Here is a 16759-nt window from a genome sequence, read left to right as displayed (position 1 = left end):
AACTGAAAGGAGTGGTCAGAGACATGAGTCAAGCATGTGTGATTGGGGTTCCAAAGGAAATTAAAAATAATGAGAATCGCGTTGCACTAACTCCGGGTGGAGTCGGCATGCTGCATCAATTAGGCCATAAGATTCTTGTTGAGCGCGGTGCAGGTGCTGGTAGCGGTTTTGCGGATGAGGACTATGCCAAGGAAGGCGCTGATCTGTTGGATCAAGCGGCGGACGTATGGTCTCAGGCGGACATGATTATGAAGGTCAAGGAGCCGCTGCCGGAGGAATATGGTTTTTTTCGAGAGGGTTTGACTTTGTTCACTTATCTGCATCTTGCAGCTGAGCCAAGACTAACTGAAGCACTGATTGAAAATAAAGTGACAGGCATCGCATATGAGACGATTCAATTATTGAATGGGAGTCTTCCTCTGCTCACGCCCATGAGTGAAGTAGCGGGCCGTATGTCCGTACAGGTAGGCGCGCAATTTTTGGAAAGATTTTATGGTGGCAGAGGGATACTGCTAGGAGGTGTTCCTGGGGTACCGCCAGCCGATGTGATTATCCTTGGTGGGGGAATAGTCGGAACGAACGCAGCCAAAATGGCGTTAGGTCTCGGAGCGAACGTCGTTATTATCGACCGCAATGCGGAGCGTCTTCGTTATTTGGACGATGTGTTCCACGGGAGAATACGAACCTTGATGTCCAATCCGTATCATATCGCGAGCGCTGTCCAGAAAGCGGATCTTCTTATAGGTGCTGTACTGATTCCAGGCGCCAAGGCGCCGAAGCTCGTTACGGAGGAAATGGTACGCCAGATGAAGCCAGGTTCGGTCATTGTGGACGTTGCTGTCGATCAAGGGGGGACTATTGCTACTGTGGATAGGGTGACCACGCACAGCGATCCGGTTTATGAGAAGCATGGGGTTATTCATTATGCGGTAGCCAATATGCCGGGAGCGGTTCCACGCACATCCACTTTGGCATTGACTAACGTGACGCTTGCTTATGCCGCGGAGCTAGCAGGTAAGGGACTGATCCGGGCTTCTAAGGATCACCGTGAGCTTAAGCATGGCGTGAACACGTATCAGGGGCATGTAACACATCCGGCAGTAGCATCGGCGGTAGGTAAACCCTATGTCGAGCTGGATTCGCTGCTTATGCATCCTTAAACGATGCAACATAAATAGCGAAAGCAGATCATAGTCTATCCTAAGAGGGAGGTACAGGCTATGATCTTTTCTTTTCGTAAATGGGTTGGGCGGTTCAAGTTTATGCTCGTATTTGTTGTATTTTCGTATGCTCTGTATCATATGCTGTTGGCGCTGACACAGTGGATCGAACCCACTCAAAGATATAAAGAGCCGACAGGGAGAGCGGTTAAAGTATTTCAGAATCATGTGATTATGACAGATCAGGGCCCGATGAGTGAACGATTGAAGCTCTTTTATTGGATCGGGGAATAACGATTTGGACAAAAAGCAGGATTATCCTTTTCCGTGTTGAATTTAGTAACGGATTGGCCAACAGGTGCAATCGCGGGGACTGACATAGAAAGGGAAATCAGCATGAAAAAGGAACTGGACTCGTTTATTCAATATTTGTCCATCGAACGGCAGTTGGCGAAAAACACGCTGGACTCGTACGAAAGAGATATCATCCAGTATCTCGATTTCTTAGAGAGTCAGGCCATTTATTCGCTAGCTGAAACGAAAAAAATACAAATATCGAGCTATATGCAGCGTTTAAAAGGAAAGGGACGGGCTGTCGCGACGCAATCCCGAAGCTTGGTATCCATCCGGGCGTTTTATCATTATTTACTTAAAGAACATAAGGTGGATCACGATCCGACCCTACATATGGAAATGCCCAAACTGGAAAAAAGGGTCCCCAATGTCTTAACGATAGGGGAAGTAGAGTCTCTTTTGGATGCGCCTCAGACCACGGTGCCTAACGGTTTAAGAGATAAAGCGATGCTGGAGATTTTGTATGCTACAGGAATCCGTGTATCGGAACTGATCTCGCTTGATGTGGATAATGTGAATTTGGAGATGGGATTCCTGCGTTGTATCGGCAAAGCCTCCAAGGAGCGTATCATCCCTCTTGGAGCTATTGCTTCTGAATGTATTGGCCTATACATATCGACCATGCGGTCCAAAATGCTAAAACAGTCCCAAACAGAGCAAGCCTTGTTCTTAAATCATCTTGGAACGAGAATGACTAGGCAAGGTTTCTGGAAAATTATTAAGAAGTATGCGGCGGAGACTCAGATCGTTAAGGAAATTACGCCACATACGCTGCGCCATTCGTTTGCTGCTCACCTGCTCGAGAATGGGGCAGATCTGCGTTCAGTTCAAGAAATGCTGGGACATGCCGATATTTCGACGACGCAAATCTACACCCAAGTCGCCCGAGGCAAAATGAAGGAAGTGTACGATAAGGCACATCCAAGAGCCAAAAAGATGTCGGTTGAGCAGGGATGAAGTCCGGACAGCTTGCTTGAATATAAGCGGGCTATTTTTTTGCAAACGAACGTTTGATTTGCGATAATAGCATCAGACTAAGGATGAACAGGAGGTGTCATGAATGAAGTTCCAACGTATTTGTTTAATTGTTCTAGATAGTGTCGGCATTGGCGAGCTTCCGGATGCGCCTTCTTTCGGCGATTCCGGCTCCCATACGCTGGGACATATCGCGGAGAAGAATCCTTCATTTGCTCTGCCCCATTTGCAGCAGTATGGACTCGGCAATATCGCTCCGATACAAGGCATCGATCCTGCAGAGAAGCCGCTTGCTTCTTACGGTAAAATGGCGGAGGTATCCGTAGGCAAAGATACGATGACAGGCCATTGGGAGATTATGGGGCTAAAAGTAAGTATTCCGTTCAATGTATTCCCAGATGGCTTTCCGAAAGAATTGATCGATCAGTTCGAGCAGGAGACGGGACGTAAAGTGTTGGGCAATAAGCCGGCTTCAGGCACTGAAATTTTGGACGAGCTTGGCGAAGAACAGATGAAAACAGGCTCTTGGATTGTGTATACTTCGGCAGACAGTGTGTTTCAATTAGCTGCTCACGAAGACATTATTCCGCTCGATGAGCTTTACCGTGCTTGTGAAATTGCCCGTAAGCTGACCTTGGAAGAGCCTTATGCTGTGGGCCGTGTTATCGCACGACCTTATGTAGGCCAGCCAGGGGCGTTCAAAAGAACTCCGAATCGGCATGACTACGCAGTAAAGCCGCCTGAGCCTACGGTGATGAATCATTTGCGGGAAGCAGGGCTTGACTGCATTGCCATCGGCAAAATTAACGATATTTATTCCGGTGAAGGAATCACGGAGGCACGTTCGACCAAAAGTAATTTGGACGGAATCGAGGCCACCATCGAGCATATGCAGAAGCCATTCAACGGATTATTGTTTACGAATCTTGTTGATTTCGATTCCTTATACGGCCATCGGCGTGATCCGCAAGGATATGCCAAAGCTTTGGAGGAATTCGATGAATGGCTTCCTAAGCTGCAGCAAAGCATCGGCCCGGATGATCTGCTCATCCTAACGGCGGATCATGGGAACGACCCGATTCATCATGGGACAGACCATACCCGTGAATATGTGCCTTTGCTTGTGTACAGCCCTAGCTTGAGTAATCAAGGCTCCTTGGGTATCCGAACTACGTTTGCCGACGTAGGAGCTACGATCGCCGATAATTTCGGCGTCAAGTCTACCGGTAACGGAAACAGCTTTTTACAGCAATTATCTTAAGTGTCAGGGAGAGAGTCAACGATGGAAGATAAAACATTGATTAACAAAATTAAAGAGGCAGCCGCCTACATACAAAGCAACTATTCCTCAGCTCCGCAAATCGGACTTATTCTTGGCTCCGGTCTTGGCGTTATTGCCGATTTGGTTGAGAACGCTACGGTTATTTCCTATGGAGACATTCCACATTTCCCTGTGTCCACTGTAGAAGGACACGCAGGGGAACTGCTCCTCGGTACGATTCAAGGCAAGCATGTTCTGCTGATGAAGGGCCGCTTTCATTTGTATGAAGGGTATGGTGTGGAGGTTGTATCCTTCCCTGTGCGCGTCATGAAAGAGCTCGGTGTTAAGACGCTGCTCGTAACCAATGCTGCGGGCGGGATTAACACATCTTATGAAGTTGGCGATTTGATGCTGATTAAAGATCATATCAACTTCACTTTCCGTAATCCTCTCATCGGACCTAACCTGAATGAGCTGGGGGTTCGCTTCCAGGACATGTCCGAAGCTTACAACCGTAAATTGCGTCAAACCGCTAAAGAGGTTGCTGCTGAGCAAGGTATTAAACTGCAAGAGGGAGTTTATATCGGTTTGTTGGGTCCTACCTATGAGACTCCTGCTGAAATCCGTATGATGCGCACTCTTGGAGCCGATGCAGTAGGGATGTCTACCGTTGCAGAGGTCATCGTTGCTCGCCACGCGGGTATTGAAGTGCTGGGTTTCTCCTGCATCAGCAATATGGCAGCAGGAATTTTGGATCAACCATTGTCTCATGAAGAGGTCATGGAAACGACAGAGCGCGTGAAACCTAAATTCCTTAAATTGATTCTTGGTATCGTAGGTAAGCTGTAATTAACCTTTAGCAAGCTGTATGCAGGTTTGCCTTCATAGCTCATATATCCAGATGATGTGAGGATGAAGGCAAGCTAGCTGCAGCTGTATAGCTCAGGCTCTTCTATCCTTCTAGCATCCCTCTTTCAATACACCTCTACGGAACCATTGTGGAACCGTAATTTCAACCCTTCCTTCTCCGACTCGCGATTCAATAACTGCTGCAAGTAGGAAAGCAGCTGAGGGCGCAGTTCTTCACGTTGTAAGCCGATTTCTGCTATAGCTTTCATGTAACCTAATTTATCCCCGATATCATAGCGGTTTGCTAGTAAATCCAAAGCCAACAATTGTTCTTCCCTGCATGCTTCACGAAGTGCATCCGTCAGCTGGAACTCGTTCCCGGCGCCTCGATCAATCCGTTCGAGATAAGAGAAAATCGATGGCTTCAATATATATCTTCCCATAATGGCAATAGTAGAGGGAGCAGAGCCCGGATCAGGCTTCTCGACCAGATCCTGTACTTCATACACTTGATGATGCTGGCTGGACGGAGCGATAATGCCGTATTTATTGACCTCAGCCGCTTCGACTTGTTGTACGCCGATGACCTGTGCATCGAACGCCTCATACACATGAATCATTTGCTGGAGTGCAGGAGTTTCGGATACCATAATGTCATCGCCAAGAAGAACAGCAAACGGCTCGTCGCCTATAAACTGCTGGGCGCACAAGATGGCATGTCCTAATCCTAGTGGTTCTTTTTGCCGGATATAGTGTATAGTTGCCATATTGGAAATGCGCTGAACCTCGCTTAATACGTCCAGCTTCCCTTTTTCCAGCAAGGCTTGCTCCAGCTCGAATGATTTATCGAAATGATCCTCTATCGATTTCTTATTGCGCCCCGTAACTATAATGATACTTTCAATTCCGGATTGGACGGCTTCTTCTACAATATATTGAATAGCAGGCTTATCTACAATGGGAAGCATTTCTTTGGGCTGTGCTTTGGTAGCAGGGAGAAATCGGGTCCCTAATCCTGCAGCAGGAATAACGGCTTTTCTAATTTTCATAAAATTCCCTCCTTTTTTTCTCTCGATAATCGAAACACCCACAATCGGCTGCCGGCAAAATTAAGGAATGCACCGGAAACAGCAGACGCCAATTTGCAAATTAGGAGCGGTAGGCTCGCCTCGGTATATAAAATGGACAGCACCCATGAGGTAAAGAGCAGTACGACTAAATTGAGCATGAAAAATTTGGTGAATTCGCGTTTATCGACTTTCCCTTTTTGTTGAAACGTCCAGGAGCGGTTAAACGTATAGCTGTTCAACACGCCGCATAAGAAAGAAATACATTGGGCGATTAAGTAATGGGTACCCAAATAGCTGAGCAGTGCAAATACGGATAAATCAATTCCGGAATTCATCACACCAACGATACTGAATCGGACTAAACGCTGCAGTGGCTTACTCATAACGCGATCCCGTCCTCTTGTTCAGATCGCCATCTTTCATCTCGACACCATAGCTTTTGCGCACAATGTACAAGGGACGACCTTTGGTTTCATCATAAATACGTCCGATGTATTCACCTACGATCCCCAGCATGATAAGAATAAAGCCGTTAAAGAAGAGCTGAATGATCGTAATGGATGTCCAACCAGGGATAGCAGCGTCAGTAAAAAGCTTGGCATACAAGACATACAGCATGTAGATGAATCCGGATATGGATAGGATAAACCCTAAATAGCTTGCCAGCTTCAGTGGCTTATAGGAAAACGAGGTGATTCCATCCAAGCTTAGCTTTAGCATTTTTTTGAGCGGATAATGGGTTTCGCCCGCAAGACGTTCATCCCGTTCATACTCAATCGCGGTTTGCCGAAACCCTACCCAACTGACCAGCCCACGGACGAATCGGTTACTTTCCGGAATTCGTTTCATCTCGTCGCAAACTCTGCGGTCCAACAGCCGAAAGTCGCCTGTATCGATGGGAATCGCGATATCGGTTGATGCGCTGAGGAGCCGATAGAAGAGGCGAGCGGTCAGCTTTTTGAAGTAGGTTTCACCTTTACGCTTCGTTCGTTTGGCGTAGATGACGTCGAAGCCTTCTTTCCATTTGGAGATCATTTGTAAGATCAGCTCCGGCGGGTCCTGCAGGTCTGCGTCAATGACGACGACGGCTTCTCCTGATGAGTAATCCATTCCTGCCGTTATAGCGATCTGATGACCGAAATTTCTTGAGAAATCGATGAGTTTGACTGTATCGTCCAATTGACTGTATTCCATTAGGATAGCGGCCGTATTATCTCGGCTGCCGTCGTTGACGAACAGAAGCTCGTAGGTTTCGCCAGTACGGTTCATTACGGTTTTGAGCCGCCGGTATGTCTCGTGGATGACGGCTTCTTCGTTATAGACAGGAACGACTATGGAATAACGAATACGTGTATCCATTTTCTCAACCTCCTTTGAAAGGATAGTTATTTATTATTGAGTTGTTTTTATTTCATAAAGGGTTAAATTATCGTTTCTGCCGAAGGCTCGATTCTCGGAAATGGATGCATTCCCGGATTGCCATTCGGTTTGGGGAACAATCTCACTGTTGTCCTTAATCCATTGAAGCACTTCCGAGCTGCCGCCTGACCCTCCAGGTCCTCCGCCAAATCCTCCGGTCGAGGGGAGCAAGAAATATTTGATTTGTTTATCGGCAACCAGCTTTTTCATTCTGTCTAACGTCATAATAGGATCAGAACCGCTGTATCCGCCCATTGCCATCACGGCTTTACTGGACTCGATGATATATGGAGCCGCTGTTGTTGCGTTGGTCGTTCCGAATAAAAAGGTTTCGCCCGTATTATGACTAGTGACGTATGATAGCAGTCCAGCATTGATTTGTTCGTCTCCGCCAAATTGCATTCCTCCGCGACCGCTACTCGAAGCTTGCGGTCCTGCTTGAGGCAGCTTGCTGTTTTGTCCGTAAATAATTGGAGTAGCTGTCCAGTACAATGGAGCTGCCAATAGGATAAACAAGCTGGCCAGTGCGGCGTAATAGGTGTACGGCTTGTTTTGTTGTCTTATCAGAACGAGTACTAGGGTTATAATCAAGCCTGCTGCCCCGACCACATACAACCATGCAGCATGGATGGATTGGATGTTCTCATATAAAATAACGACTTCCATTGCGGTAGTGGCAAGAACTGCGGCTGGCAGCAGCCATGAAGTCCAACCCTTTCTTTGCTTATACATGCTCCATAGGGTGGCCCAGCCAGCGCCCGTAAGGGCTGCAATAGGAGGTGCCAGCATGGTGAGATAATATTGATGAAAGAAACCAGCGATACTGAAGAAAATCATTCCAGGAATGAGCCAGGCCAGCCAAAAGAACGTTTCTTTGTGCCGAGGTGTAAGGCTTGTTTTTCTGCGGATACCCGCAAGTAGCCCGATACAACCTAATGCGGTAAAAGGAATGAGCCAGCTGATTTGTCCTGATAATCCGGACTGGAACAAGCGTAGAGGTCCAGGGCTGCCAGTTCCAAACATGCCGCCACCGTCAGGTCCGCCACCGCCCATTGGTCCACCAACACCACCGTTTCCACCATCTCCAGGATTAGGCATTTCGCCGCGAGAATCATTTCTGTACTGCATCGCTCCATCCGGCTGTCTTTGTGGTTGAGATGAACTATATGCCCCTTCAGTGCGTTTTGATGGTTGAGAATTGCCAGTATTCCCGTCAGACCGGTTAGGTGACATCCCAGTACTGCTGCCGGACTCTGTTGACCCTTGTGGCTGTGGAGTGCCTGTACGGTCTCCAGGCTGCCCTTGCAGCCGATCAGAGACATTGCTATTTGGAGCTCCATCGTTCTTTCCGGCGCCTCCGCCATTTCTCCCTGTCAACCTTTGAATCCCGTTATAGCCGAATGCAAGCTCAAGAACCGAATTCGTTTGGCTGCTTCCGATATAAGGACGATCCTCCTTAGGAATGGAGTCTACAATGACAGGCCACGACATGGATACGAGCAGCAAGACGGCGGCCGCTCCTGCCAACAGGCTGATTTTCTTTTTCCAATTCACTTTAAAAGCAAGCAGATAAAAGAGACCGAACGCGGGCACAACCATATAAGCCTGCATCATCTTCATATTGAAGCCGATGCCAATGACGGCAAAGGCGGCTAATATCCACCAAGCTTGCTGATGCCTAACAGCCCTGAACAGCATCCATGCAGCAAGGAGAAGAGTGAATACAAGTAAGCTATCGACATTGTTCGTTCTAGCGACGGCCGTAGCTACGGGGGTGCAAGCCATGACCAAAGCGCCAATGCGAGCAGCAGCTCTCCCGAAAGTCGGTTTTAGTAAAAAATAAATCAATAATACCGACCCTATGCCTGCTAAAGCTTGAGGGAGGATAACGCTCCACCCGTGCAGTCCAAAGATGGCTGCGCTAATCGTTTGAACCCAGAAGGTAACTGGGGGCTTATCGACGGTTACGTATCCTGCAGGGTCGAAGGAAGCGTAGAAGAAATTATGGAAGCTTTGCAGCATGCTTTGTACCGCAGCGGTGTAGTATGAATTTACATAATTCTCTTTCCAGATATTGAACATATTCAGAAAAGCGGACAATGCGGTTATAAGGATAAGAGCCAAGTCTATTTGCTGGCTTCGATTCCGATGTTGATTCATATGAATACATTCACTCCCGATCTGTATTGGCTGTCATTAGGTGATTGACTTTCTTGGCAACATTATGTACCTGCAACCTTAATTGAACGTGAGTGTCCGCTGAATCTTTGCTGAGAGATAGGCTCCTTTTACGGACAAGATAAAGGCGAATTATTTTCAGCGGGCGTTCAGCTTTCGTTCAGATCGTTTTCAGATCGAAATAGGATAATAAGAAGGCATAAAGGATAAAATGGTGTACAATGGAATCCGGGGGGATTAGAGGATGAATCAACTAAAAGGAATTAAAATATTACTCGTAGATGACGAGCCTAATATACTGCAATTTTTGGAGCTAGGCTTATCCAATGAAGGCTTCGAGGTGGAAACTGCGATGGACGGCTTTGCAGCTATTAACGCAGCAAGGCAGTTCCAGCCACATATTGCGATACTCGATGTCATGATGCCTGGTATGGACGGCTTTGAAGTGTGCCGAATGCTCAAAAAAACGGAAAATATTGCAGTCATCATGCTGACGGCAAAAGAAGAGGTTGAAGATCGGGTCAAAGGCCTTACGTTGGGTGCGGATGACTATATGTCGAAGCCATTCAGCTTTGAAGAACTTCTCGCGCGCATCCATGCAAGAATCCGCAATCATTTTCCGAATTTACTAGGGGAGGTTGCTATAGGACCTTTCCGAATCGATGACCGTCGCAAGGAAATCAGTTACGACAATCGGGTTTTGGAGCTATCACCGACAGAGTATGAGCTGCTTTCATTTCTCGTTATTAACCATGGACTGGTGCTTAGTAAAAGCAAAATTTTGGACAAGGTATGGGGCTATGATTTCGGCGGGGAAGAAAATATAGTCGAAGTGTATATCCGATCGCTCAGGGACAAATTGAATGATAAGGAGCACCGGCTGATTCGCACGCTGCGTGGCGCCGGGTATAGGGTCGATTTGCCATGAAACGCAGCGTTCTGAAACGGTTCGCCAGGCTGTTCGCGCCCCGTTCCTTACGATATCAGCTTTTGTCCCGCTCCCTGTTAATACTGGCCGGATTGCTGCTGCTTATCGGTATTTTCCAGTACTTATTCATGCAGCAATTCGTATTTAAAAACAAGGCGGAGAGCATTCAAAGCCAGATTATGTCCATTCCTCGTGAAGCATGGCCAAATATGAACAAGGAACCACAGCAGGGGCCAAGAAGGGACCCACCGATGCGGCTGTTATTTTTTTCACAGGATTCATCGGTAGCTTTTGTCGATACAGACGGCAATTATAAACTGATTGTCGATCCTCCTGAGACCGGTACAACGGTGAAGCTCTCTCAGCAGGAGTATCTGGAAGCGATGAATATGAAGCCCGAGCTCAATTACAAAATCGTTCAAGATGACAATGGAGTGGAACAACTGGTCGTTCTTCAACCGATTGTCAATCGAGGTAAGATCTACGGGCTTGCTCAGGTTAACACGGGAACGGCACCATTGAAGGATGTGCTGCTGCTCCAGTTGGTTACCTTTATGGGTCTTTCGTTAATTGCTTTAATTTTTGGTTTGCTAACCTTTATACCGGTTCTAAAACGCACCTTGGTTCCATTGTCCAAGATGGTTGGAACTGTAGAAAAGATTGATGCGGGCAATCTTGATGAAAGGCTGCCAAGCAGGCAAAATCAGCTGGAGATTGACAGACTATCGATATCTTTCAATCGGATGCTGGAGAGGCTGGAGGCCTCATTCGAAGCCGAGAAGGAAGCGAAGGAAAGGATGCGCCGATTTATTGCTGACGCATCGCATGAACTTAGGACACCGTTAACCTCTATTCACGGTTTCCTGGAAATATTGCTGCGCGGAGCTGTCAATCAGCCGGAGCAGCTTCACAAAGCGTTGACCAGCATGTATTCTGAATCCGAAAGAATTAACAAACTGGTGCAGGATCTTCTCATGTTGGCACGGCTTGATCGTACGCCAACAGCGGAAATGCAGACAGGAATGCTAGATGAGGTTATTCTTAGCATGGAGCCACAGCTTCTTCTTTTAGCAGGAGATCGAAAGGTAAGCTTTGATCTTCAGCCTCTGTCGAAATGTATTTTTGATCAGGATAAAATGAAGCAGGTCGTACTGAATTTATTCCATAATGCGGTACAGCATACGAGTGCAACGGCTGGACATATAGATGTCAGTACAGCCACCGTTTCGGGAGGAGTCCAACTAACCGTAAGGGATAACGGATCGGGTATTCCCGAAGAGCACTTACCCAACTTATTTGACAGGTTTTATCGCATCGATACTTCTCGTGCGCGGAAATATGGAGGAGCAGGTCTGGGCTTATCCATCACCAAGACAATTATTGATCTTCATGGCGGTACGATAGCGGTTGAAAGCGAGGAAGGTAAAGGGAGTGCATTTCATGTGCTCATACCTGATGAGCTGCCTGCTGGATTAGTTGAACACAAGAACGAATAGACTGCTGGCCCTACGGCGCTGCTAATAAAAGCAGAACTGTAGGCCGGCAGTCTTTTTTCTCATACCCAAAAGATCAATTAGCGTTTATTCGATTTTTTAGAGCCTTTGTCGCTCGTACGGGTTGTTGTATTTTGGTTAGCATGGCCTTGTTGTTTGTCCGACATTCTCGTCACCTCCGAGCCAATGAAATCTGGTAAGACAATTTATAGTATGACAAGCTTCTGTCTCGCATATACATAGAACTAAGGCGCTGAAGGGATGTTCCACGGTTGTGAAATTAGACCTATTATCGGTAGTTCTTTCATGCTATAATCTAGGCACAAAGTACTTACATACTAGGTTGGGAAGTGGTGGCGATGAGTATTTTGGCGGTGGCCAATTGTCCGGGATGCGGCAAAGTATTTCAAAGAAACCTGCGTAATATGTGTATGGACTGTATCCATACCATGGATAAAGAATTCGAGGCGTGTTACCGATTCATGCTCCATAACCGTAAAGCTACGACGGAACAATTGAGAAACGCGACAGGAGTCAGCAAGCATCTCCTGACCCAATGGATTAAAGATAATCGTTTATCCGTAGCGGATTTTCCATATTTGACTTATTCCTGCAACAGCTGTGGATCTCCGATCCGTCAGCATCACTTATGCTTTCCTTGCAGCAGCAGATTGTCTCGCGATATTCGAGAGCTTCAGGCTAAAGAAGCCAAAAAGGCTTCGAAAGGTACAGGCTATTACAGCATCAATCGAGGTCGTTGATAAAATAGAATGGGTTGCAATTGGCTCGTCTCCAAAGGTTGTGGAGGGGCTTTTTGTTTTTGTAAAAAGTTGTGTTAGAATATCTGAAGAAACGAATTGTGATAAATTGTCACAAATTTTTCACCGGATTCCCTCGAAAAGGAATAGGTAAACCGCGTTTCATTATGTACAATAAGGCTATACGTCTGATGGTAAAACTGTAAGGGGGATATTTCCAAATGCAAAAGTGGATCATGTTTACTTTGTTTATCGTAGCCTGTCTTTTAGGTGCAGGGGTGTTGTTCCAAAATATTTCTGAACGTCAAGCCGAAATGGCGTCGGAAGCAAAAGCCGGACCCCAATTGAAATTCGTGGCATCGAACTACCAGTTCGACAAGCCTGAATATACAGTGAAAGCTGGCGAAAAAGTAACGGTTTCTCTTATGAACAAAGAAGGTCTTCATGCGATGGAAATCGTAGGCTTGAATGTGAAGCTCGACAACAACACGAAGTCGGCTGAAGTTACATTCGACAAACCAGGTACATACGAAGTTCACTGCGTACTTCCTTGCGGTCCTGGACATGCAGATATGAAAACAAAATTGATTGTTCAATAATTTGAACAGCCAGAAGGAAGCCGATGATTCGGCTTCCTTTTCTTTTTGTCTTAGGGCGCTTATAATGGGTGGAAAAAGTTGTAATCCCCAGTGGTGAGGTGATTCGAGTGAGAACGGTAGATATCATTCAGAAGAAGCGGGACGGTGAAGAGCTGTCGACCGAAGAGATCCAGTTTTTGATTCAAGGCTACTGCGAGGGAGGAATTCCAGATTATCAAATGTCGGCGTTCGCGATGGCTGTCTTCTTTAGAGGGATGACGGCAAGAGAAACAGCGGATTTGACGCTTGCTATGGCTTCGTCAGGGGACCAGGCCGATCTGCAACCGATTCCAGGCATTAAGGTCGACAAGCACAGCACAGGAGGCGTAGGAGATACGACTACACTCATTCTAGGACCTCTTGTAGCAGCTGCTGGAGTACCGGTTGCAAAGATGTCTGGAAGGGGCCTTGGGCACACAGGAGGTACAATTGATAAGCTTGAAGCGATAGCTGGCTACAAGGTAGAGCTTACCAAAGAACAATTTTTGGAGCAGGTGCAACGTATCGGTGTGGCGGTTATCAGTCAATCCGGCAACATCACTCCTGCAGATAAGAAATTGTACGGCTTGAGGGATGTGACCGCTACGGTGGAATCGATACCTCTTATCGCGAGTTCTATCATGAGTAAAAAAATTGCCTCTGGCGCAGATGCCATCGTCCTAGACGTCAAGACTGGAAGCGGGGCTTTCATGAAAACACTCGATAGCTCCATCGAGTTAGCCAAAGCCATGGTAGAAATCGGCGAACAAGTAGGAAGAGAAACTATAGCCGTCATTACGAATATGGATGAACCTTTAGGTCTAGCTATCGGCAACGCACTAGAAGTGCGAGAAGCCATTGATACACTGAAGGGCGAGGGTCCAGATGACTTGACTGAGCTTTGTCTTGTTTTGGGTGCGCATATGATTCAATTAGGAGGCAAGGCTTCCTCGTATGACGAAGCCAGAGCGCTGATAGATCGGCTGATTCATGACGGAACTGGTATACATAAGCTAAAAGAGCTCATTGATGCTCAAGGCGGCGATAGCAGCGCTGCAGACGACCCTTCACGGGTCCCGGCAGCAGCATATCAAATCGAGGTTCTTGCTGAAGAGGACGGTACGGTGTCCCATATCGACGCGGAGGAATTGGGTGTCACGGCAATGCTATTGGGAGCGGGAAGAGCGACCAAAGACGATAAGATTGATCTTGCAGTGGGTATGGTGCTGTGCAAAAAAGTGGGAGATCGCGTTGTGTCTGGTGAGCCCCTTGCGGTCTTGCATATGAATAAGAATGATGAGGGATTTACTGGCGAGATGATCGGTCGGACCCTTTCTTCGTTCACAATTAGTCAAGGCGAGGTCTCGAGGCTCCCGCTTATTTACGCCGTAGTTTCAAAGCTTGGCGTGCAGATGCTTTAAATGCAATTATACGATTTTACATCTACAGTCGGGACGATAGTGTCCCGGCTTTTTCTTTTTCCACGGATTGGAATATTTAAAGCCAAACTAGTCAACACTGATTAGCAGGAATATAACTTTTTTTGGAGGGGTAGAAAGGTATGCTCAACAAGGTACTTAAACTGTTCGTTTCTATCTCGCTGCTAGCGTCATTAGCTTGGCCTGCGGCGTTTGCGGAGGAGAAAAAGGCTCCGAACCAAGCTGTTGATTTGGCACCGAATGCAATGTCGGCAGTCACTATTGATGCAGATACAGGGACGGTCATTTTCGAGAAAAACAAAGATGCGAAATTACCCCCTGCCAGTATTACCAAAATCATGACGATGCTGCTTATTATGGAAGCCATTGATCACGGAAAGCTCAAGATGGACGATAAGGTCCGTACTAGCGAATACGCGGCGTCCATGGGCGGATCACAAATTTTTCTCGAGCCGGGAGAAGAAATGACCGTGCAGGATATGCTTAAGGGGATCGCTATGGCATCCGGCAATGATGCCTCTGTCGCAATGGCGGAGAAGCTCGGAGGTTCAGAGCAAGCCTTTGTGCAAATGATGAACGACCGTGCGCAGCAGCTGGGAATGAAGAACACTCATTTCGCGAACTGTAACGGTCTCCCTGCGGACAATCATTATTCCTCTGCTCAAGATATTGCTATCATGTCGCGAGAGCTATTGAAGCATGAAGAAATTACTCAGTTTACAGGAGCATATCAAGATTATTTGCGCAAAGAAACGCCGAAGCCATTCTGGCTCGTCAATACGAACAAATTGGTTCGTTTTTACAGCGGCGCAGATGGTTTGAAGACCGGATATACGGGTGAAGCCAAATTTTGCTTGTCAGCGACAGCCAAAAGAGACAACCTGCGTGTCATCAGCGTCGTGATGGGCGAACCGAACACTAAAACCCGAAATGCGGAAGTATCCAGCTTGTTTGATTACGCCTTCTCTCAATATACAAACATGCCTATCGTCAACAAAGGGGATGCCTTGGGACAGGTGAAAGTAAGCAAAGGCGAACAGCCGTTGGTGCCATTGACCGCAACGCAGCGGTACAGCCTGCTGCTGAAAAAAGGCGAGGCTGCCGAAGGCATTCGTCATGAAGTACAGCTGAATCAAGACTTGAAGGCTCCGATTGCGATGGGCCAACAGGTCGGTAAAATTGTTGTATACAAGGGCGATCAAGTGTTATCCGAATTCCAGCTAACTTCCCCGGTAGATGTAAAAAAAGCCGGACTGTGGGTTCTGACGAAGCGTTCGGCTAAACGTTTGTTCTTTATCGATTAAAGGGCGATATGCCCCGTTCCTAAGTGTGCGGCTCAAGCGCAAAATGTCACATTTCTTCTATTTCTAGCGCATTTCTTCTAGTTTTGTCGGAGGGCAGGAAAAGGCAAATCCAATGTAGAAATGAGTGTGCAAGAAAGGGAAGGAGTGAGCAGCTTGAGTCTGCATATTGAACTGGAGCATAACCGCAAAACTCTGATCGTCAGGCTAAAGGGCGAGTTGGACCATCATACCGCGGATTCCGTAAAAACGCGGATGGAGGAAGCTCTGCTGAAAGGCAACACGAGCCATATCGTACTCAGCTTGAAGGATTTATCCTTCATGGACAGCTCGGGGCTCGGGGTCATTCTTGGCCGCTATAAACAAGTTACGGCCAAGGGCGGCAAAATGGTGGTTTGTGACGTTAATCCGTCCGTATACCGTTTGTTTGAAATGTCCGGTTTATTTAAAATTTTGTCTATTCAGGATACCGAAAGACAAGCTCTTACCAGTTTGGAGGTCGTATCATGAGTGAACGAAATTTTATGACACTGCAGTTTGCTAGCCGCTCTGAGAATGAATCTTTCGCCCGCGTTACCGTCGCTTCCTTCGTATCGCAGCTTGACCCAACATTGGATGAGTTGACAGATCTGAAGACCGTCGTTTCCGAAGCGGTAACGAACGCCATTATTCATGGCTACAACAATCGGCCGGACGGGATCGTCACGATTCATGCCGAGATGGAAGATGACACGGTCTACTTGACCGTTGAGGATCAAGGGGCCGGTATCGAAGATTTGGAATTGGCCAAACAGCCGTTGTTTACCTCCAAGCCTGAGCTGGAACGTTCGGGAATGGGCTTTACGATTATGGAAAATTTCATGGATGAGATCGAAGTGACTACCGAAGTCGGGATCGGAACAAAAATTAAAATGAAAAAGCGAATTGAATCTAAAAAAGCTTTATTCAATTAGGGGT

At 47.0% G+C, this 16759-nt stretch carries 17 protein-coding genes; 13 read left to right on the top strand and 4 right to left on the bottom strand.

Features of this window, described 5'->3' with window-relative positions; translation table 11 throughout:
• The first annotated feature begins 23 nt into the window (after window positions 1-23).
• The 5 genes from ald (at window position 24) to QMA13_RS21080 (ending at window position 4599) form a co-directional block, all read left to right on the top strand.
• Window positions 24-1160 carry an alanine dehydrogenase gene (ald, locus tag QMA13_RS21100; RefSeq protein WP_282935709.1) on the top strand — a complete coding sequence of 379 codons (1137 nt, stop codon included), beginning with the start codon at window positions 24-26 and terminating at the stop codon, window positions 1158-1160.
• A gap of 60 nt (window positions 1161-1220) precedes the next feature.
• Complete coding sequence (locus tag QMA13_RS21095) at window positions 1221-1454, top strand: DUF4227 family protein (RefSeq protein ID WP_282935708.1); 234 nt, start codon at window positions 1221-1223, stop codon at window positions 1452-1454.
• A 102-nt stretch (window positions 1455-1556) separates the two neighbouring features.
• Entirely contained in the window at window positions 1557-2471 is a 915-nt protein-coding gene (gene xerD / locus QMA13_RS21090) for a site-specific tyrosine recombinase XerD (RefSeq protein ID WP_282943482.1), read from the top strand.
• A 103-nt stretch (window positions 2472-2574) separates the two neighbouring features.
• Window positions 2575-3750 carry a phosphopentomutase gene (gene deoB / locus QMA13_RS21085; protein WP_282935707.1) on the top strand — a complete coding sequence of 392 codons (1176 nt, stop codon included), beginning with the start codon at window positions 2575-2577 and terminating at the stop codon, window positions 3748-3750.
• A gap of 21 nt (window positions 3751-3771) precedes the next feature.
• Window positions 3772-4599 carry a purine-nucleoside phosphorylase gene (locus QMA13_RS21080; protein WP_282935706.1) on the top strand — a complete coding sequence of 276 codons (828 nt, stop codon included), beginning with the start codon at window positions 3772-3774 and terminating at the stop codon, window positions 4597-4599.
• A gap of 125 nt (window positions 4600-4724) precedes the next feature.
• On the opposite strand, the gene galU is transcribed toward QMA13_RS21080, so the two are convergent.
• Genes galU through QMA13_RS21060 form a run of 4 tightly spaced genes read right to left on the bottom strand, consistent with a single transcriptional unit; the run spans window position 4725 to window position 9248 of the window.
• Window positions 4725-5648 carry a UTP--glucose-1-phosphate uridylyltransferase GalU gene (galU, locus tag QMA13_RS21075; protein WP_282935705.1) on the bottom strand — a complete coding sequence of 308 codons (924 nt, stop codon included), beginning with the start codon at window positions 5646-5648 and terminating at the stop codon, window positions 4725-4727.
• On the bottom strand, window positions 5645-6052 hold the full coding sequence (locus QMA13_RS21070; protein ID WP_282935704.1) for a GtrA family protein: 408 nt from the start codon (window positions 6050-6052) through the stop codon (window positions 5645-5647). Before QMA13_RS21070 ends, galU begins: the two co-directional genes overlap by 4 nt.
• A complete protein-coding gene (locus QMA13_RS21065) occupies window positions 6045-7028 on the bottom strand; it encodes a glycosyltransferase family 2 protein (RefSeq protein ID WP_282935703.1) in 984 nt (327 codons plus the stop codon). The genes QMA13_RS21070 and QMA13_RS21065 overlap by 8 nt, the downstream gene beginning before the upstream one ends.
• Window positions 7029-7061: 33 nt before the next feature.
• Window positions 7062-9248 carry an ArnT family glycosyltransferase gene (locus QMA13_RS21060; protein WP_282935702.1) on the bottom strand — a complete coding sequence of 729 codons (2187 nt, stop codon included), beginning with the start codon at window positions 9246-9248 and terminating at the stop codon, window positions 7062-7064.
• A gap of 262 nt (window positions 9249-9510) precedes the next feature.
• Here QMA13_RS21060 and QMA13_RS21055 point away from each other — a divergent pair, with 262 nt between their 5' ends.
• From QMA13_RS21055 to spoIIAB, 8 genes are all read left to right on the top strand, one after another.
• A complete protein-coding gene (locus tag QMA13_RS21055) occupies window positions 9511-10194 on the top strand; it encodes a response regulator transcription factor (protein WP_282935701.1) in 684 nt (227 codons plus the stop codon).
• Window positions 10191-11690 (top strand): sensor histidine kinase, encoded by a 1500-nt coding sequence (locus QMA13_RS21050; RefSeq protein WP_282935700.1) that lies wholly within the window; start codon window positions 10191-10193, stop codon window positions 11688-11690. The genes QMA13_RS21055 and QMA13_RS21050 overlap by 4 nt, the downstream gene beginning before the upstream one ends.
• 356 nt (window positions 11691-12046) lie before the next feature.
• On the top strand, window positions 12047-12448 hold the full coding sequence (locus QMA13_RS21045) for a flagellar protein (RefSeq protein WP_282935699.1): 402 nt from the start codon (window positions 12047-12049) through the stop codon (window positions 12446-12448).
• Between the two features lie 218 nt (window positions 12449-12666).
• Window positions 12667-13044 carry a cupredoxin domain-containing protein gene (locus QMA13_RS21040; protein ID WP_282935698.1) on the top strand — a complete coding sequence of 126 codons (378 nt, stop codon included), beginning with the start codon at window positions 12667-12669 and terminating at the stop codon, window positions 13042-13044.
• Between the two features lie 107 nt (window positions 13045-13151).
• A complete protein-coding gene (locus QMA13_RS21035) occupies window positions 13152-14483 on the top strand; it encodes a pyrimidine-nucleoside phosphorylase (protein WP_282935697.1) in 1332 nt (443 codons plus the stop codon).
• Between the two features lie 140 nt (window positions 14484-14623).
• Window positions 14624-15805, top strand: coding sequence for a D-alanyl-D-alanine carboxypeptidase family protein (locus tag QMA13_RS21030; protein WP_282935696.1), 1182 nt, complete (start codon window positions 14624-14626; stop codon window positions 15803-15805).
• Between the two features lie 153 nt (window positions 15806-15958).
• On the top strand, window positions 15959-16312 hold the full coding sequence (gene spoIIAA, locus QMA13_RS21025; RefSeq protein ID WP_282943481.1) for an anti-sigma F factor antagonist: 354 nt from the start codon (window positions 15959-15961) through the stop codon (window positions 16310-16312).
• Entirely contained in the window at window positions 16309-16755 is a 447-nt protein-coding gene (spoIIAB, locus tag QMA13_RS21020) for an anti-sigma F factor (protein ID WP_282935695.1), read from the top strand. The genes spoIIAA and spoIIAB overlap by 4 nt, the downstream gene beginning before the upstream one ends.
• Window positions 16756-16759 lie beyond the last annotated feature (4 nt).

This window comes from Paenibacillus sp. RC67 (assembly GCF_030020805.1).
Classification (GTDB): Bacteria; Bacillota; Bacilli; order Paenibacillales; family NBRC-103111; genus Paenibacillus_S.
This window is presented reverse-complemented; position numbering and strand designations above follow the sequence as displayed.